Genomic DNA, 18,226 nt, shown 5'->3' on the forward strand with positions numbered 1-18,226 from the left:
TTTGACGGGGCAGGCGAACGACGGGCGCGCGAACACTGCGCGGGCACGTGTTGTGGTTATTGCTTAAGGCGGTTGCCGAGGGGGGCGACCGAACTGATGTCACACAATGTTCATACAACGCGGTTCAACTGGCAGGTCGCGATGCGCAACGACAAAACCGGCAATGACGCGAAGTCATTGCCGGTTGTGGGGCCAACCCTGTCGAGACGGGGTGTTACAGCGGACGACCGATACCGTTGCAGGTGTTGGTGTCGCCGATGCGCAGCGAGCTGGTGGTGGCAACGAAGTTGTCGTAGACCGCTTTCTGCCAGGTGGTGGACAACGGAATGAACGAGTGGCTGCTGATAGCAGCGTTGTTCACGCCGGTGTAGTGACGCTTCAGGAAAGTCTGGATGCGGGCGTTGTCATTGGTGTCTTTGTAGCACTGGCTGAAGACCAGGTTGGTGTAGCCGACGATGGGGTAGCCTGCGGTCGGGTTGGCAAACGTAGGGACCCAGTTCAACGGGTCGGCGGCGGCGGTGGAACCGACGGTCGGCGGCGCAATAGTATCGAGAGAAGCTTGAACGTTCACTTCAGTCGGCAGAAAGCCATTGACCGAGGCAACGGCGGCGGCGCTGTTGAACGCGGCGTAGTCAGGGCTGACGTAACCGATGGCACCGTTGTTATTGGTGATCGCGGTGGCGACACCTTGGCTACCGGTTACGGCGAGGTAGCTTGAACCGAGCGGAGCGCTGGTGGCTGGGTCAAAGCCGATAGCGGTGACGAAGCTGTTGCTGACATTCGGTACCGACGCGGGTTTTACCGCTTTGAGGTGGTTGGTAAAAATCTCGGTGGTCCCGCTGGTTTCATTACGGTAGACCACTTTGATCTGCAGGTCTGGACCGGCAACCCCGTTGAATTGCACGTCTTTCCAGTTAGTGATCTTGCCGGCGAAGATATCGGCCAACTGAGCACTGGTGAGCTGCAGCGAGGTTTTACCGTCGATGCGGTAAGGCACGGTCACCGAAGTGGCTTCAGCCGGGACTTGAACCAGCGGGCCATAAGCGGCGCGGCCTTTAACGGTATCAGCGTTGTAAGCAGCCAGTTCCGCGGCGCTCACCACCGAGTCGCTACCGGCATAGTCGACGGTGATACCGGCGGCCAATTTCAACTTGGTCGAATCGTTACCGAAGAACGCCTTCTTGCCGTCGCCACTGCCCACACCGATGTAGGGGCTAAAACCTGGAATGCTGGCAGAGAGGATGCCGGTAGCCGTCGTCGATGTGGCAGTGCTGCCGTAGAGTTTTTCCGGCAAGGTAGCCCCGCCACCGACCACTGCGGCCATGGATTGGGCCGAAGCCAGTGCTGCAACTGCCAAAGAGGCCGCGATCATAGTGCGCTTAAACATGAAGAATCTCCTTTCGTCGTGTTTGTACGTTTGAGGTAGATAGCTCTTGCATGACGCCATGGCTCCGGTCCCAAGCCGTGTTCCGGGGGTGGCTGGGGGTGAGGCCATGGCTAGAGAATTTCGCAGCTTCCGATGACAGCAATGGGAAAAAACCTCGGGAGGAAGGGCTTGATTTTTAAAAAGATTCTCGGGTGTTTTGGTCACGGTTTTGAGCGGTTTTGAGGCAGGTGACAGCGCGGTTTCAGTGGGGGTTTCGTCAAGGCGGCACGGGCTGTGGCGAGGGGGTTGGATGTGACGGAATGAGGAACCCGAGGTCTGGGGCTGGCGGTATCGGCCCACCCCGAAATCAACTGAACAGATAGGGTCCACTGTGGGAGGGGGCTTGCCCCCGATGAGGGAGTGTCAGCCACAGATGCATAAACTGACCCACCGCAATCGGGGGCAAGCCCCCTCCCACATTTTTGACCGCGTGTAGTCAGGTCACCAGTTGGTTGATCTCGATGATCGGCAACAGCACCGCCATCACGATCACCAGCACCACGGCGCCCATCACTACGATCATCAGTGGCTCGAGCAGCGCGGTCATGCCCATGGCGCGGCGTTCGATGTCGCGCGACAGGGTCTGCGCCGCGCGTTCGAGCATCGGCGGCAGTGAGCCGGTTTTTTCGCCGCTGGCGATCAGGTGGATCAGCACCGGCGGGAATACCTTCTCCACTGCCAGCGCCGGAGCGAGGTTGACGCCTTCGCGCACTTTGGCGGTGGCGTCGTTGACGCACTGGCTCAGGCGTTCGTTGGACAAGGTCTGGCGCGCCGCTTCGAGGGCGCGCAACAGCGGCACCCCCGCGCCGCCGAGGATCGCCAGGGTCGAGGCAAACCGTGCGGTGTTCAGGCCCAGCACAAAGCGCCCGATCAGCGGCAGGCGCAGCACCCGGCTATGCCAGTTCAGGCGCGCCACGGGGTTGCGCAGGTACAGGCGCCAGCCCCAGAAGCTGCCGACGATCCCGGCAAAACACAGCCACCCCCAGGCGCGGATGAAGTCGCTGGCGTTGAGCATCGCCAGGGTCAGCCCCGGCAGGTCCTGGCGCGCCTGGGAGAACGCGCTGACCACCTGGGGCACCACGTAGCTGAGCAGGAAAATCACAATGCCGATGGACACCAGCCCCACCACGCCGGGGTAGATGAATGCGGTGAGGATCTTGCCGCGCAGGTTGTTGCGCTCTTCGATGTAGTCGGCCAGGCGCTCCATCACCTGGGCCAGGTCGCCGGACTCCTCCCCCGCCGCGATCAGCGCACGGTAGATCGACGGAAAGTCACGAGGCCGCGCAGCCAGAGCATCGGCCAGGCGCATGCCGCCACGCACATCGGCGCGCACGGCGGCCAGGGTCTGGGCGATGTGCTTTTTCTCGGCCTGTTCCACCGTCGCGCTCAGCGCCGCTTCCAACGGCAGGCTGGCGCCGAGCAGGCTCGCCAGTTGCCGCGTGGCCCAGGCCAGGTCGTTGTCCGACAGCTTGGCGCTGAACAGGCTGCTGCCGCTCGCTGCCTGTTGACTGCCTTCGACCTGCACCAGAAGCGCGGTCAGGCCACGGCTGCGCAACGCGGCAAACGCCGCGCTCTGGCTGTCCGCCTCCAGGTGCCCGGCCTCGACCTTGCCGCTGGCGTCGGCGGCTTCATAGCGATAGCGATTCATCAGGCGTCCCGTGTCACACGCAGGATTTCTTCGGCGGCGGTGGTGCCGCTGCGCACCCAGCGCTCGCCGTCTTCACGCAGGCTGAACATACCGGCGCGGCGTGCAGCCAGGCGCAGTTCCTGCTCGCCAGCGCCCTGGTGGATCAGGCTGCGCACCTCGTCGTCGACGCAGAACAATTCATGGATACCGGTACGCCCGCTGTAGCCGATCTGGTTGCACTGCGCGCAGCCCACCGGGCGCCAGGTGCCCGGCACGGCCGGGTCTGCCTGCTTGCAGTGCGGGCACAGGCGCCGCACCAGGCGCTGGGCCAACACGCCCAACAGTGAAGACGCCAGCAGGAACGGTTCGACGCCCATATCGATCAGGCGGTTGACCGCCGACACCGCGTCGTTGGTGTGCAGGGTGGCGAGCACCAGGTGGCCGGTGAGCGAGGCTTGCACGGCGATCTGGGCGGTCTCCAGGTCGCGGATTTCGCCGATCATGATGATGTCCGGGTCCTGGCGCAGGATCGCGCGCAGGGCCAGGCCGAACGTCATGTCGATCTTGGCGTTGACCTGGATCTGGCTGATACCCGGCAGGTCGTACTCCACCGGGTCTTCGACGGTGAGGATATTGCTGGTGCTCGCATCCAGCCGCGCCAGCGCGGCGTAGAGGCTGGTGGTCTTGCCGCTGCCGGTAGGCCCGGTGACCAGCACGATGCCGTGGGGCTGGCGGATCAACGTGTCGAGGCGCGCCAACAGGTGCGCTTCCATGCCCAGGGTTTCCAGTTGCAGGCGCCCGGCCTGTTTGTCCAGCAGCCGCATCACCACGCGCTCGCCATGCCCGGTGGGCACTGTCGACACGCGGATATCAATCGGCCGCCCGGCCACGCGCAGGGCGATGCGGCCGTCCTGGGGCAAGCGTTTTTCGGCGATGTCGAGCTGGGCCATGATCTTGATCCGCGACACCAGCGCGCCATGCAGCGCCTTACGCGGCGAGACCACGTCGCGCAGGGTGCCGTCGACGCGGTAGCGCACCACCGAGTGGGTTTCGTAGGGTTCGATGTGGATGTCACTGGCCTCATCGCGGGCGGCCTGGGTCAGCAAGGCGTTGATCATGCGGATCACCGGCGCGCCGTCCTGGGTGTCGAGCAGGTCGGTGATCTCGGGCATGTCCTGCATCAGGCGGTCGAGGTCGACTTCGTTTTCGGCGGCGCCGACCACCGCGGCGGCGCTGCCGGTGTCGGCATAGGCACTGGCGAGCAGGCCGTCGAGTTCATCGTCGCGCACCTGTTCAAGGTGGCTCTGGCCGAACTGCCGCTGGACTTCGCTGATCGACCAGCCGGGGGTCGACGGGCAGACGGTCAGCCGCATGCCGGCCTCGCCGGGGCGCAGGAGGATGCGCTGGGATTTGGCCCAGGCGTAGGGGAGCAGGCTCATGGGGTTGACCCTTTTGGATTGAGTACATATCCGTTGCTGCGGTAACGGCGGCTTTACGGGGCGCTTAAGATCAAGATCAAAAACAAAGCCGAGGCGGCCTGATTTCGCAAGCGAACGCGCTCCCCCTGTGGGAGCTGACGCGCACTGTAAATGTGGGAGGGGGCTTGCCCCCGATAGCGGTGGATCTGTCATGCATGTATTGGCTGACACACTGCTATCGGGGGCAAGCCCCCTCCCACATTTTGAAGCGGTGAGTGCCCAGGAATTGGGGGCCTTCCAAAAGTGAGCCGCTGTAAGAGCTGAACCATAAGAGGCCGCTACCGCAACAACGGATATGTACTCCATCACCGCTGCGTCCCCCCCGAAGCCGGCACCGCCCTGATCACTGCCCTCGGTCCAGCCCCCGGAATCGCCTTCTCCACCGGCGGCAACTGCGGCGCCTGCACATCCGGCAGCGCCCAACTGCGCTCCGGCTGCAAGCCACCCTGCGCCCGGCGCATAAACTCATAGCGGTTCAACGTAATACTGCGCCCGGCGCCACTGTCGCGAATGATGTAGGGCCGCAAAAACACCATCAGGTTGGTCTTGTTCACACTGCGTTTTTCATTGCGAAACAACGCGCCCAACCCCGGGATATCCGACAGCCACGGCACCGCGTCATTGCTCTGGCTATAGCCGTCCTGCAACAACCCGCCGAGCACCATGATCTGCCCGTCGTCCAACAGGATGCTGGTATCGATCGCGCGCTTGTTGGTCACCGTGCCCGCGTCCACCGACGCCCGTGCGTCGACGCTGCTGACTTCCTGGTAGATATCCAGCTTCACCGTGCCGCCTTCGGAAATCTGCGGGCGCACGTTGAGCTTGAGCCCCACTTCTTCGCGCTGCACGGTCTGGAACGGATTGTTACTGGTGCCGCCGCCGCCCGTCACATAGCTACCGGTGACGAACGGAATGGTCTGCCCGACAAAAATGCTCGCGGCTTCGTTGTCCAGGGTCAACAGGTTCGGTGTCGACAGCACGTTGGTGCCGCCCTTGCTCTTCAAGGCGCGGGCCAGCACTTTGAGGTCGAGCACCTTGCCGATCCCGGGGATGTCGACGCTGCCATCGACCAGGCCGATATTCAGGCCCTTGGGCAGCACATCGATGCTGGTCTTGCTGGTCGATGTGCCATTCACCCCGCTGCCCCCCAGGTTCACCCCGCCAAAACCGCCCTTGCCGCCGAGGTTGCCGGCCTGCCATTGCACGCCGAATTCGCTGGCGTCGTCTTCGTTGACTTCGACGATCAGGCTTTCGATCACCACCTGAGCGCGGCGCTGGTCAAGCATGTCGATCACTTCGCGCAGGTTGCGGTACAGCGGGTCCGGCGCGGAGATCAGCAAGGTGTTGGTGGTGGCGTCGGCCTGGATCGTCACGCCGCCGGCGCTGAACGCGGTGTTCTGATCGCTGCCGGGGCTGCTGCCGGTCGCCGGTTTATCCTGGCCATACCCGGCCTGCACGCCGCTGCCGGTGGGCGTGCCGCTGCTGTTCTGCGCGGTGCTGTTGCCCTGGGTGCTCTGGGCATTGCCGCCCATGGCACTGAGTTTGCCCCGCGCCTCGTCGCTGACGCCGGCCTCGCTCTCGCCAGTGAGTAAGCCACGCAGCGACTGCGCCAACTTGCCCGCCTGGGCGTTGCGCAGGTAGACCACGTGCATGTTGCTCGGGTTGCTCTGGGCATTGTCGAGCTTGTAGATCAGGTTGCGCGCCAGCTCGGTACGCTCGGGGCTGCCGGAACGGATGATGATCGAGTTGGAGCGCGGGTCACCGATCACGTTGATCTTCTGGGTCTGATCGGCCCCTTGAGTTTCCAGGAGTTCACTGACCATGGCGGCGATGTCCACGGCGATGCCGTTCTGCACCATCACCACGTCGGTGTCGATGGCGCTGGGGGTGTCGATGCCGTCGATGATCTGCGCCACCCGCGCAAGGTTTTCCGCGTAGTCGGTGATGACGATGCTGTTGTTGCCGGGGTAGGCGTTGATCGGGTTGTTCGGCGAGACGATCGGGCGCAGCACCGGGATCAGGTTCACCGCGTTTTCATATTGCAGGCGGAAGGTGCGGGTCTGCATGCCGCTGCTGCCGGCGCTGTAGATCGGCCCGCCGAGCAACTTCGCATCGGCTTCCGGCACCACCTGCGCCACGCCGCCGACGTCGACCACGCTGAAGCCCTGCATGCGCAGCGCCGCCAGCAGCATGTCGTAGGCTTGATGCGCCGGCACCTGGCCTTCGCTGACCAGGGTCAGGTTGCCTTTGACCCGAGGGTCGACCAGAAACTGCTGGCCGGTGGCACGGGACAGCGCACGCACCACCGCCTGGATGTCGGCGTCGACAAAATTCAACTGCACCGGCTGATCACCCAGTGGGTTGCGCGTCTTGACCGCAGCCGGCGCGTGGCCACGGGCGCTGTTGGTCAGCGGATGCTGGACGCGGGGCTTGGGCGCCGGCTCGCGCTGGCGCTCCAGCACGCTCTCGCTGCTGCGCCGGGTGTCGGCCAGGGGTTGGCCGAGTTCGCTGTCCACCAGCAACGGTGTGGTCGGCGACGGGTGGTTGCTGCACGCGCTCAAGGCCAGTAACAGCAGCGGCGCGACCTTGCGAAAAGGCGCAGGGTGGGGGACTGACCACTTCATGAAGCTTCCTTAGCGCCAAGCGCCTGATCCATGCGAACGGTCCCGGACACAGTGCCGGCCGAGTTGTCGACAGCGTCCGCGCTACGCTGCAAGCGCGCCTCGGACACCTCCAGGGAAAACGAACGGGGATTGCCCAGTAACCAGTCCATCACCGCATCGGCCGGCGCGTTGTCGAAGCTCAGGCGCCAGCCACCGGCATCCAGCGCCTGCAACTGGTAACGACCTTGCAGGCCGGCGCTATCCAGGGCCTGTTGCAGCGCCGCGGCATCGGCGGGCCGAGGCGCCGCGACGCCCTGCAACAGCGCGTGCAAAGTGTCGGCCTGGGCGCGCAACTTGGGCGTTTCGGCCTGCCAATACGCAATCTTCTTCAAGGGTGGCTGAATCAGCACCAGCCAGGTCAACAGACTGGCCAACACCAGGCCGGCACCGCTGAGCATGCGTTGTTCGCGCAGGGCCAGGCCGCTCCAGAACGCCTGGACCTGGCTGCGTAGGCGGCGCCACTTATTCATCAGCCGCTCCCGGTTTTTCAGCGCCGTCCACCGGGCCGAGGGTCCAGCCGTGCTCATCGCGCGTCGCGCCAAACCCGGCCTGGGCCAGCGCCGCCTGCCAATCGCCTTGCAGGGCGGGGCTACGGCTGTCGGCCAGCAACCCGAGGTGCAAGCGGCCCTGTTCGAAGGTCAGGCTGTCGACGTTGCTCACCATGAACGGCAGACTGCTGCCGGCGACTTGCAGCAGACTGCCAAAGCGCTGGCCGGGGTCGGCAGCGGCGCCGGTTTGGCGGGCGGCCAACTGTTGGCGGGCCTGCTGCAAGGGGTTGAGGATCACCGGCAGTTCGGGGAAGGCCTGGCGCACTTGCTGGCTCAGCAGCGCCTTGAGTTGCTGGCCTTCGCTCGCCTGGCGGGCGGCGTACAGGTTCAGGCCCAGGGTCCAAATGGCAGTGGCCAGGGCGACAGCGGCCAGCGCCCTGCCCCAGCCGCCGCTCGCCGGTTGCCTGAGATGGCCGTGCAAGCCCCAGCCGGGTACGACGCCGCTCCAGCGCTGTGCCTCCTGCACCAGCGGCACCTCCAGCCCTTGATCCAACACCTGTTGCCCGAGCGGATGCACCGTCGCTTGTTGCACGCTATGGCGTGTCAGCAAATAACCGTCGTGCATGGCCGCAGCGCCTGGCGGCAAGGCATACGGCGCCGGGTACAGGCCGCGCAACGTGAGCTGCCCCTGCGCCAACACCTGGCCCAGTCGCGCCAACCCGGCCTTGGGCACCCAGGCCACCTGCACGCGCCCATCGCTGTCACGCGGGCCGTGGGCCACCTGCATCTGCTCCACCGGCCCGAGGATCAACGCCTGTGCGGCACAGGCCACGGCGGCGGCGGTTTTGGCGGCGGCCAGCGGCGGCAGGTCGAGGCCGGTCAGCAGGCTGTCAGCGGGGTGCAGAAAACACTCCACCTGCGGCTTGGACCGACCCAACTGCAGCAGGCTTTCACGGCCTTCGCTGACCACCGCGCCACGCTCCAGCCAGGCAAATTGCACCTGGCTGTCGGCCGTCAATTGATCGAGTGGCGGCAAGCCGATCCGCAGGCGTTTCATGCGCCCACCCGCGACCAGATCACTTGGGGCCGGCGGTCTTCGGGGCGATGCAACAACACGTCGAGCGTCACCCGCCTCTGTTCACGGCGGGCCTGGCCCTGCAGGCGAAACCACTCGCTGGTGATGCCCACCTGCACGCTCTCCACCGCCACTTGCGGCAGGTGCAGGCGGTTGACGAAATCGCCGCGGTTGATAAACCAGCGCCCGCTGTCGCGTTCAGCCACCAATGCCTGGGCCTGGGCCAGGCTGAGTTGCGGCACCACCGCGCTGAGCACTTCGGCGCTGGCGGTGTTGCCGTTGACCCAGGTATTGCCGGGCAGCACGCTGATGAAGGTCTGCAGGCGCCGTAGCAACAACGGGTCGAGGCCTTCGATGCCGCTCAAGTCATCCAGGCTGCGCAGCATCGGGTAGCGGGCCGGCAGCAGCGACGTGTCGGCACGTTGCTCATAGGACCCGATCACTCGCCGGCTGATGCGCTGGCTCACGGCCGCATCGATGCCGATCAGGCGGCACAGGCGCTCGAAAGCTTGCAGTTGTTCGGCGTCCAACCGCTGGCGATTGACCAGGTTGCGCAGGTTGAACTTGCCCTGCTCGTCCTCCAGGCGCCCTTCAAATGCGCCGCGCTGAGGACGTGCCCACGGTTGATCAAGACGGGTCAGCACGTCCTTCTGACGGGCATCCCAGAGCAACAGCCGGCTGTGTTCCAGGCTGCCTTGCAACAACCACTGGCCCTGAATGCGCAATTGCTCGGCCTCCACGCTGCGGGTGAATACGCTCTGACGCGTGAGCATGGCGCCGGCGATCACCGCCACCACCGCCGCGATCAGCAACGCGCTGATAATCGCCATGCCGCGCTGCTTCGCCGCTGCGGGCGAATGCCGTTTCATGGGGCGCCTTATAGCTGCCAGGAGCCAATATCGGCATTCACGCCGTCGCCATCCGGTTGGCCGTCGGCGCCCAGGGAGAACACATCCACCTCACCGTTGGCGCCCGGGTTGAGGTAGTGATAGGCGTGGCCCCACGGGTCATTCGGTAGACGGTCGAGGTAAGCGCGCCAGTTGCTGTTCTTCGCATCCGCCGGGCGCTCCACCAGGACTTTGAGGCCCTGGTTCATGCTCGGGTAGGTGCCGTGGTCGAGGCGATAGAGTTTCAGCGCCTGCATCAACCCGCCGATGTCCTGTTTCGCGGCGGTGGCACGTGCCTGGTCCGGGCGATCGAGCACCTTGGGCACCACCATCGCCGCCAGAATCCCAAGAATAACCACCACCACCATGATCTCGATCAGGGTGAAGCCACGCTGGCCGCGAGGGCCTGGCAGTGGGGATGTTAGGCGTGCGATATCCATCTCGACATTCCTTGGCTTGAGTGCATTTCGGGGCGCAGTGTTGCAAGAACACATGTCAGTCGTATTGAAAATCCTCGGGAGTTTCGGTCGCCAATCGGTCAACTGCCGGCGCTAGGCTGCGCACCTGTTTCCAGGCTTTGAGAACGCCATGCGCAGGCACCGCAACGAGCGAGGTTTTACCCTGATTGAAGTGCTGGTGGCGCTGGCGATCATCGCGGTGGCCATGGCCGCGGCCGTGCGCGTGGCCGGGCTGATGACCCAGAGCAACGGCCTGTTGCGCGACAAGTCGATGGCGATGCTAGCGGCGCAAAGTCGCCTGGCGGAGTTGCAGTTGGAGGGGCGTTTCCCGCCCGGCAAAAAGACCTTCGAGTGCGATCAGGGCCGCTTGAAACTGCGTTGCGAGCAGACCATAAGCAGCGGCTCCGATAGCCGGCTGGTGCAGGTCGATGTGCAGGTGCGGGACATCAGCCGCGAGGCGCCGCCGTTGGCCCGCGTGGAGACGTCGTTGGCCAGGCCACAGGTCAAGGCCGAGTGAGCCGTGGCAAAGCGGGTGCCTGCGGCAACGTGTCGAGCTGCACGCGCACCTTCTCGCCGCCGCGTTCGATCTCGACGCCGTCGCCCGCGATGGCCGTCAAGCGCACACCTGGGCTGAGGCGCTCGCCGAGCAAAAAGCTGCGCGGCGGGCCATCGTTGAGGCTGAGGATCGCCACCGCACCCCGCGCTCCGGCCAAGACCCCCGAGACCTTGACCTGCAATGCCGTCGGCGCCGTGGAAAACCACTGCAACGCCGGGTTATCGCTGCGCGCCGCCACATCGGTTGCGGCCGGCGGCGTGTGGGATTCGGCAGTGCTGAGCAGCAACGGCGTCCATACCGCCACGCCGGCCAACGCCGCAAGCAAGGCCAGCGCCTGCACGCCGTGGGCGGCAGAGAAACGAAGGGCAAATGTCATGGGGAGGACCTCCTGTTTGTCCGTGGCACCAGCCTACAGGCCAATTCGCACGTTTTTATTTCATAACCTCGCCAGCTTTCCAGGTGCCGCCCCATGAAACAGCAAGGTTTCACCCTGATCGAGTTGATGGTGGTGCTGGTGATCATCGGCATCGCCAGCGCCGCCATCAGCCTGACGATCAAGCCCGACCCGCTGCACCTGCTGCGCAAGGATGCCGAGCGTTTGAGCCAGTTGCTGCAAGTGGCCCAGACCGAAGCCCGCGCCGATGGGCGGCCGATCACCTGGCGCGCGGACGCCAAGGGGTTCCGCTTCAACCGCCGCAGCGACGACGGCCTGGGCGTGGAGTCGTTCCAGGGCGACGCCCAACTGCGCCCGCGCCTATGGGAGAGCACGCCGATGCAGGTGACGATCGAGCCCCGGCAAACCTTGGTGCTCGACGCCGAATGGATCAACCCGCCCGTGCGGGTCGAGCTGTCCGACGGGCAACACCGCCTTAGCCTGCAACGTGATGCCGCCGGTTTGATGCGCGTGGTGAGCCCGCCATGAGCCGCGCCCAGCAAGGCTTCACGCTGATCGAAGTGATGGTGGCGATCATGCTGATGGCGCTGGTCAGCCTCATCGCCTGGCGCGGCCTCGACAGCGTGACCCGCGCGGATCAGCACCTGCAGGCCAGTACGGAACAGACCGAGGCACTGTTGCGGGCGCTGAACCAGTTGCAGCGCGATCTCAACATGCGCGCCAGCGTTGAGTTGAGCGTGCCGGCTTCCCTGCAAGAGGAAAAATCCAAGCCCCGCGGGTTGGCGGCGGTGACGGTGCGCAGTTCCGACAGCAAGGGTTTTCGCCTGGACGTGATCCGCAGCGCGCCGGTCGCGGGGGATGGGTTGCAACGGGTGCGTTGGTGGCTCAAGGGCGACAGCCTGTACCGCGCAGCCGCACCGGCGCGGGATCGTTTTCCGTTGCCGGCGGCGAAGGATGGGGTGGTGGTGTTGACCGGGGTCAGTGATGTGCAGGTGCGGGTGTGGGAGGCGGACAAGGGCTGGCGGCAGTTGAGCGGGAATCGGCGGGAAGATCCGCTGGGGGTGGAGGTGAGTCTGGTGCGGCAGACGGCGCTGGGGGTGGAGCGGTATCGGCAGGTGGTGGGGCCGCTTTGGTAGGGTTGGGTGATGGGGGGATATTCGTTTTTTCGGTAATGGCGGCGGCTGAGTGCATATCCGTTTTTTTGGTAACGGCGGCGGCTGAGTACATATCCGTTTTTTTGGTAACGGCTGCTTATGGTTCCGCTCTTACAGCGGGTCACTTTGGAAAAGCCCCAAAGTAACCAAAGGGCTCTTGCCCCACCACTCGGCACCTCGCCTAGGCTCGGTGTGCCCGAACGCAGGCATTACTCCGCGGGCCGCCGTCACGGGCCATCCATGGCCCGGGACGGCTAAACCGGCATCCCTGCCGGTTTACCCGCTGCGTAATACCTGCGTTCGGCCAGCGTGGTTTTACGGGGCGCCTAAGATCAAGAGCCAGAGCCAGAGCCAGAGCCAGAGCCAGAGCCAGAGCCAGAGCCAGAGCCAGAGCCAGAGCCAGAGCAGAATGAGGTCTATCTGATCCATGGAGATCAAAATGTGGGAGGGGGCTTGCCCCCGATAGCGGTGGATCAGTCATGCATGTAGTGACTGACACACTGCCATCGGGGGCAAGCCCCCTCCCACATTTTTGACCGGGTTCGGCTTCCAGGATCAGGTCGGCTATAAGGCTGCCTCGCTTTTGCTTTGGCTTTTGATCTTAGGCGCCCCGTAAAACCACGCTGGCCGAACGCAGGCTTGAATCCGTGGGCAACCCGGCAGGACGCCGGGTTAGCCGTCCTGGGCCAAGGATGGCCCATGACGGCGGCCCACGGATTCAAGCCGGAGTGAGGGCACACCGAGCACTAGCGAGGTGCCGAGTGGTGGGGCAAGAGCCCTTTGGTTACTTTGGGGCTTTTCCAAAGTGACCCGCTGTAAGAGCGGAACCAATAGCCGCCGTTACCGCAGCAATGGATATGTACTCAATCCAACCCAAAAAACGTCGGTCAACCTAACTCAACAACACCACCCCCCCCGGCAATTCCGTACACTTCGCCCCATACGCATCACGAATCAACAACGCCACCCCCGCCAACTGCTGCAAATTGAACCGCGCCTGCACCCGGCGCTGGCCCAGTTCTTTGTTCAACAACACCAACATCCCCGGTCGATACCGGTTTATCTCATCCACCACCGTCGCCAGCGTCGCGTTGTTGAACACCAGCACCTGCTCACGCCAGGCCACCACCGCCTGGGTGTCCACCGTCGCCACCTCCCCGATCACGTCGGCGCCATAGGTGAGTTGCCGGCCACTCTCCATGTGCACAGTGCGCCCGGCGACATCCACCGACAGCCACCCTTCGATGCAGGTCACGCACACATTCCGATCGGTATGCCGCACATTGAACCGCGCCTGCGCCGCACTGACCCAGCCCGCGCCGGCCTGGACCTTGAGCGGTTGGGCCACGCGGGCGCGCACTTCGACTTCGCCTTCGAGCAATTCGATCCCCTGCCCCACCCGGCTGATGCGCGTCTGGGTATTGAGTTCCAGGCTCACGCCGTCGCTCAACAGGACCTGGCGCTGCTCGCCGACCTCGGTGCGATAGTCCGCCGTCAAGCCGGCCAACCCACCCGGTGCGCCGACGCCCACCATCACCAACGCCGCCGACGCCGCTATCGCACCGCCGAGGAAGGCCCGCCGGCCAAAAGGGCGCGGGCGCTGCGCCTGTTCAATCTCAATCGCCGTGCCCAATTGCCGCCACAACGCCTTGGTCTGCTCGAACGCCTGGGCATGCTCCGGGCTCTGGGCGCACCACGCCTTCAGGGCTTTGGCATCCGCCACGGTGGCGCGGCCCGAGGTCAGCAGGAGCAGCCAGTCGCGGGCTTCATCGTGCAATGGGCTGGCGGGGGTTGCCCGGGCGGTGGAGAGGCTAAAAATGTTCAAGCGCGCAAATACTCACGGTTTTATCAGGGACTCAACACTAAGACGGTTTTCCGGCCCCGGGACCGAACCGCTGGATGACTTTTCTTTCCAGACGCTTGGCGCAGTGGCCCAGGGCGGCCTTGATTTCTTTTTCGACCATGCGCGTGGAAATCCCGAAGCGCTGGGAGATTTCCAGGTGCGGCGCTTCTTCCAGGCGCGCGGCGATGAGGATCTTGCGCCGGCGTGCCGGCAGTTCGTAGAGGGCCTTGACCAGAGATTGGATTTCTTTTTGACCACCCACCACCCGCGAGGGGTCCTGGGCTTCGTCGGCGCTTTGCAGCAGCTCTTCAACCTCGCTGCCAGTCAACAGGCGGGCGTCGGCCTCGCGGCGGTCGGCAGCGATGTTCAAGGCCATGCGGTACAGGTAGGCATTGGGTTGCGCCAGGTTCGGCGGCACGTCCATGCGGTCGACACGCAGGTAGGTTTCGTGCAGGACGTCGTTGGCCAGGTCCTCCGAGCCCAGGCGCTTGCGCAAACGCACCTTGAAGTCCTCGTAGGACGCCAGGAACAAGCTGACCATCGTACTGTGCCCGGAATCTTTCATCCGCCCCAGGCTCCTGTCCCTGCTGTGCATTCCATGCGTGTTCCTGTTGTGTCGGGCATCAAAAGTAAAGTCACCGGCTGGCGCAGCGAACTGGGCGCCGGGCGTTCGACCCGGGCAGCGCCCAGGCTGCGCACCAGGGCTTCATCGCGTTGTTCATCGCCAGTGGAACTGACCAACCGGCTGTATTCGATCACCCCCTCAGGGCTGACCCAGAGTTGCACCAGCGCCCTGAAACTCCCGGGGCGGGTCAACGGCGAACGGCACAGGCTGGCTTCGATCGCCTGTTGCAACGCCGTGGCATAGCTGTTGTTGATCCGTGCAGCGTTGCGCGCCGATGCACCACGGCTGGCAGGCGGTGGGCTGACCTCGGGCAGCTGTAAGGTGAACGCATCACTGCGCGCATAGCGCGCCATCAGGCCACTCCCGGTCAGCAACATCGCCAAAGCCTCCTGCGCCGTGAAGCGCCCGCGCACGCTGATGGCGCGCCGGCCCCGCGTCAGTTCACGGTCGACCAGCACCGCCATGCCGGTGGCGCGGCTGTACGCTTGCAGTGCGTGCTCCAGATCTTGTGCCGGCAGGTCCAGTACCAACAGCGGCGGCTCTGCCCTGGCCGGGGTGCCCCACGCCAGCAGCAACAGCAAGGCCAGGGCGCCGATGGCACGCCGCAAGCCCCGCTGCTGCTCCCCCGCTCTGCATTGCTGCACGGCCAACGTGTCCTTGAAAACCGTCATCCTGAGGCCAATTTATGAACCTGATGTTACGGTGATAGCAAAAAAAACATCACGGTGATGGGAAACCCGCTGCACTACACTTTCAAGCCTTATCGGCCCAATTCCCCAAGGCCCGCCAGGAGGCCCCATGAAGCTGTTCCCAACCCTCGCCAGCCTGTTGCTGTGCGCCGCGCTGCCCCTGCTCGCCCACGCCGAAACCGCCGCCAAAGGCTGCACCGAGGTGACGGTGGATGGCTATAAGGCTCCCGACTATGGCTGCCTGGGCCAGCAGATGGGCAACAACGCGGACGCGGCCAAGGCGGCGCAGAAAAACCGCGAGGCGCAGAACGTACCGGTGCAGAAGCGGCCGCCGAATCAGGTCGGACTGTCCACCCCGGCGGCGACCAGCATTCGCATGGGCAATACGTTCGGGACGTCGGTCAAACCGCAGCGGCCTTGAGCCGCTGACTGGCCATCAACGCTGAACCGCTCAACCGAGCACGCCCATACAATTCGCTTGGCTGCCCTGCCCCCTAATCTCCTGACTTTCCAAAAAGGCGGGAGAGTAGGCATGTACAAAAAAGTCAGGACGGTATCGCTGGCATTGACGCTGTTGACCGGCGCCATGATGAACTGCGCCTTTGCGGCGACGCCAGCGGTCGCCGTGGCGCCGCAATATGACACTAGCCATGTGTACGTCGCCCCGGCCGATGTGGACCGTTTCACCCAGAGTTTCCTCGCCACTTTCGGCGGCAGGAGCACACCCCAGGTGGTGGTGAATGTGCTGCCGGTGCCCAGCAGCACTACCTCGCAGTTGCTGCAGACGCCAGCAGGCACGGTGTCGCTGTTTGGCTTCACCACCCCCATCCCGCATCCGTTCGGCCAGGAACGCAACGGCTATCTGGTCAAGGACATGGACGCAGCGCTCAAAGCCGCCCGGGACAACGGTGCGGCGGTGATCGTCAGCGACTTTCCCGACCCGATTGGCCGGGATGCGGTGATCCAATGGCCAGGTGGCGTGAACATGCAGCTCTACTGGCACACCAAGACCCCGGACTACACGGCGTTCCAGACCCTACCGGAAAACCGCGTTTACCTCTCCGCCGATCGGGCCGACACGTTCATCCGGTCGTTCCTGGGCTTCTCCCATGGCAAGGTGCTGGCCGATGACAAGCACGCATCCGCGGTCGATGTGGGCCAGGTCAGCGGTACCTACCGGCGCGTCGATATCGAATCGCCGTTCGGACGCATGGCGGTGCTGGTCACTAACGGCCAACTGCCCTACCCGTTTGGGCATGAAACCACCGGCTACCAAGTGGCGGACCTGACAGCCACGCTGGGTAAAGCCACCGGCTCGGGTGCCAAAGTGTTGGTGCCGACCTTCACCAGTAAAAACCGGCGCAGCGCATTGGTTGAATTCCCGGGCGGCTATATCGCGGAAATTCACCAGCTCAACACGGCGCAGTGAACCCATGCCCATGCCCATGACTCGACGCACCGGCTGGGGCCTGGCAGTGCTGTGGCCGCTGCTCGCCAGCAGTGGCCACGCAGACGAGTTGGCCACGCGACCGGCGATCAAGACCAACCGTTGGCAGGAAGACTGGTCCGTGCTCAGCGACCCGGCGCTGCGCACGCAACCACTGGACAGCTTGAAGTACCTCCCGCTGTCCAGCGCCAACCCATTCACCTACCTGTCCCTCGGCGCAACATTGCGCGAGCGCTTCGAGATGAACGATGCCAGCGGTTTTGGCGTACACAATGTGGCCCGTGATAGCTACTTGCTCCAACGCTTCCAGGTCCACGCCGACCTGCACTTGAATGAAAACTGGCGTGTGTTCACCCAACTCGAAGATGTGCGGGCCTACGACAAGACCACGATCGGCGGCGCCGATCAGAACCGCGTGGACCTGCGCCTGGCCTTCGCCGAATACGTCAACACCTTCGACGCCGGCACCTTCAAGAGCCGTATCGGCCGCCAGGACTTTGCCTTTGACTTGCAGCGTTTCATCTCGTCACGGGACGGCCCGAATGTGCGGCAATCCTTTGATGCGCTGTGGGCTGACTGGGAGACCCGTCAGTGGCGCTTTATCGGCATCGCCAGCCAGCCGGTGCAGTATCAGGACGGGCGGCACTTCGATGACAAATCCAACAGCGATGTGCGTTTTCACATGCTGCGGGTCGAGCGACTGGTGGGCGGCAAGAATGAGCTGTCGGCCTACTACGGCGTGTATGAGCGCAGCACCGCGCACTATCTGGATGCGGATGGCGATGAAACCCGCCATTTGCTCGACGTGCGCCTGGGCGGCGCAGCCCAGGGTTTCGACTGGGACATCGAAGCCATGCTGCAAAGCGGCTCGGTAGGCAACAAGGATATTCGCGCCTGGGCCGGCGGCAGCCGTACTGGATATACCTTCGATAGCCTGGCGTGGAAACCGCGCATCGGCCTGCAATTGGATATTGCCTCGGGCGACCGTAAAACCGGCGACGGCACCCTCGGCACGTTCAACCCGTTGTTTCCCAACGGCTACTATTTTTCCCTGGCGGGCTATACGGGCTACAGCAACCTGATTCACGTCAAGCCCTCGATCACCGTTCAGCCTATCGACAAGCTGAGCGTGCAGACCGCCGTCGGCCTGCTCTGGCGGCAGACCACCCACGACGCGGTCTACACCCAGCCGAACTTGCCGGTCGCCGGCACCGCAGGCCAGGGTGAGCGCTGGACCGGCGCTTACGCTCAACTGCGTACCGACTATGCGTTTACGCCAAACCTCAGCGGCGCGGTCGAAGCGGTGCATTACGCGGTCGGCCGGACCTTGCGCGATGCCGGAGGCGACGACAGCAATTACTTGGGGGTCGAGCTCAAGTTCAGTTGGTGACCCCAAGCAAGCACACCCATACAAGC

At 64.3% G+C, this 18,226-nt stretch carries 18 protein-coding genes; 6 read left to right on the forward strand and 12 right to left on the reverse strand.

The window, feature by feature from the left end:
- Positions 1 to 214: 214 nt before the first annotated feature.
- The 8 genes from J2Y83_RS15935 to gspG form a co-directional block, all read right to left on the reverse strand.
- Positions 215 to 1,387 (reverse strand): substrate-binding domain-containing protein, encoded by a 1,173-nt coding sequence (locus J2Y83_RS15935; protein WP_253396592.1) that lies wholly within the window; start codon positions 1,385 to 1,387, stop codon positions 215 to 217.
- A gap of 475 nt (positions 1,388 to 1,862) precedes the next feature.
- Positions 1,863 to 3,074, reverse strand: a complete 1,212-nt coding sequence (gene gspF / locus J2Y83_RS15940) for a type II secretion system inner membrane protein GspF (protein WP_253396594.1) — start codon at positions 3,072 to 3,074, stop codon at positions 1,863 to 1,865.
- Complete coding sequence (gene gspE, locus J2Y83_RS15945; protein WP_253396596.1) at positions 3,074 to 4,492, reverse strand: type II secretion system ATPase GspE; 1,419 nt, start codon at positions 4,490 to 4,492, stop codon at positions 3,074 to 3,076. The genes gspF and gspE overlap by 1 nt, the downstream gene beginning before the upstream one ends.
- A 344-nt stretch (positions 4,493 to 4,836) precedes the next feature.
- Entirely contained in the window at positions 4,837 to 7,155 is a 2,319-nt protein-coding gene (gene gspD / locus J2Y83_RS15950; protein ID WP_253396597.1) for a type II secretion system secretin GspD, read from the reverse strand.
- Entirely contained in the window at positions 7,152 to 7,664 is a 513-nt protein-coding gene (gene gspM, locus J2Y83_RS15955; RefSeq protein WP_253396599.1) for a type II secretion system protein GspM, read from the reverse strand. Before gspM ends, gspD begins: the two co-directional genes overlap by 4 nt.
- Entirely contained in the window at positions 7,657 to 8,739 is a 1,083-nt protein-coding gene (gene gspL / locus J2Y83_RS15960) for a type II secretion system protein GspL (protein WP_253396601.1), read from the reverse strand. The genes gspM and gspL overlap by 8 nt, the downstream gene beginning before the upstream one ends.
- On the reverse strand, positions 8,736 to 9,626 hold the full coding sequence (gene gspK, locus J2Y83_RS15965; protein ID WP_253396603.1) for a type II secretion system minor pseudopilin GspK: 891 nt from the start codon (positions 9,624 to 9,626) through the stop codon (positions 8,736 to 8,738). The genes gspL and gspK overlap by 4 nt, the downstream gene beginning before the upstream one ends.
- An 8-nt stretch (positions 9,627 to 9,634) precedes the next feature.
- Positions 9,635 to 10,084, reverse strand: a complete 450-nt coding sequence (gene gspG, locus J2Y83_RS15970) for a type II secretion system major pseudopilin GspG (protein ID WP_253396605.1) — start codon at positions 10,082 to 10,084, stop codon at positions 9,635 to 9,637.
- Positions 10,085 to 10,232: 148 nt separating this feature from the next.
- On the opposite strand from gspG, the gene gspI reads away from it, so the two are divergent.
- A complete protein-coding gene (gene gspI, locus J2Y83_RS15975; RefSeq protein ID WP_253396607.1) occupies positions 10,233 to 10,619 on the forward strand; it encodes a type II secretion system minor pseudopilin GspI in 387 nt (128 codons plus the stop codon).
- Here the strand turns inward: gspI and J2Y83_RS15980 are convergent.
- Positions 10,606 to 11,034 (reverse strand): type II secretion system protein N, encoded by a 429-nt coding sequence (locus J2Y83_RS15980; protein ID WP_253396609.1) that lies wholly within the window; start codon positions 11,032 to 11,034, stop codon positions 10,606 to 10,608. The two genes, gspI and J2Y83_RS15980, sit on opposite strands and share 14 nt — an antisense overlap.
- 93 nt (positions 11,035 to 11,127) lie before the next feature.
- Here J2Y83_RS15980 and gspH point away from each other — a divergent pair, with 93 nt between their 5' ends.
- Positions 11,128 to 11,580, forward strand: a complete 453-nt coding sequence (gspH, locus tag J2Y83_RS15985) for a type II secretion system minor pseudopilin GspH (RefSeq protein WP_253396611.1) — start codon at positions 11,128 to 11,130, stop codon at positions 11,578 to 11,580.
- Positions 11,577 to 12,188: a type II secretion system protein GspJ gene (locus tag J2Y83_RS15990; RefSeq protein ID WP_253396614.1), complete on the forward strand. Its 612-nt coding sequence runs from the start codon at positions 11,577 to 11,579 to the stop codon at positions 12,186 to 12,188. Before gspH ends, J2Y83_RS15990 begins: the two co-directional genes overlap by 4 nt.
- A 910-nt stretch (positions 12,189 to 13,098) precedes the next feature.
- On the opposite strand, the gene J2Y83_RS15995 is transcribed toward J2Y83_RS15990, so the two are convergent.
- Genes J2Y83_RS15995 through J2Y83_RS16005 form a run of 3 tightly spaced genes read right to left on the reverse strand, consistent with a single transcriptional unit; the run spans position 13,099 to position 15,255 of the window.
- Positions 13,099 to 14,031, reverse strand: a complete 933-nt coding sequence (locus J2Y83_RS15995) for a FecR family protein (RefSeq protein WP_253396616.1) — start codon at positions 14,029 to 14,031, stop codon at positions 13,099 to 13,101.
- Between the two features lie 37 nt (positions 14,032 to 14,068).
- Positions 14,069 to 14,614, reverse strand: coding sequence for an RNA polymerase sigma factor (locus J2Y83_RS16000; protein ID WP_247408728.1), 546 nt, complete (start codon positions 14,612 to 14,614; stop codon positions 14,069 to 14,071).
- Positions 14,611 to 15,255: a secretin and TonB N-terminal domain-containing protein gene (locus tag J2Y83_RS16005; protein ID WP_253400403.1), complete on the reverse strand. Its 645-nt coding sequence runs from the start codon at positions 15,253 to 15,255 to the stop codon at positions 14,611 to 14,613. Before J2Y83_RS16005 ends, J2Y83_RS16000 begins: the two co-directional genes overlap by 4 nt.
- Positions 15,256 to 15,472: 217 nt before the next feature.
- On the opposite strand from J2Y83_RS16005, the gene J2Y83_RS16010 reads away from it, so the two are divergent.
- From J2Y83_RS16010 to J2Y83_RS16020, 3 genes are all read left to right on the forward strand, one after another.
- Positions 15,473 to 15,784, forward strand: coding sequence for a hypothetical protein (locus tag J2Y83_RS16010; protein WP_253396618.1), 312 nt, complete (start codon positions 15,473 to 15,475; stop codon positions 15,782 to 15,784).
- 111 nt (positions 15,785 to 15,895) lie between these two features.
- Positions 15,896 to 16,792, forward strand: coding sequence for a glyoxalase (locus J2Y83_RS16015; protein ID WP_253396620.1), 897 nt, complete (start codon positions 15,896 to 15,898; stop codon positions 16,790 to 16,792).
- Positions 16,793 to 16,808: 16 nt separating this feature from the next.
- A complete protein-coding gene (locus J2Y83_RS16020; protein ID WP_253400404.1) occupies positions 16,809 to 18,200 on the forward strand; it encodes an alginate export family protein in 1,392 nt (463 codons plus the stop codon).
- The last annotated feature ends 26 nt before the right edge of the window (positions 18,201 to 18,226 follow it).

This window comes from Pseudomonas marginalis (assembly GCF_024169655.1).
GTDB lineage: Bacteria > Pseudomonadota > Gammaproteobacteria > Pseudomonadales > Pseudomonadaceae > Aquipseudomonas > Aquipseudomonas paraveronii.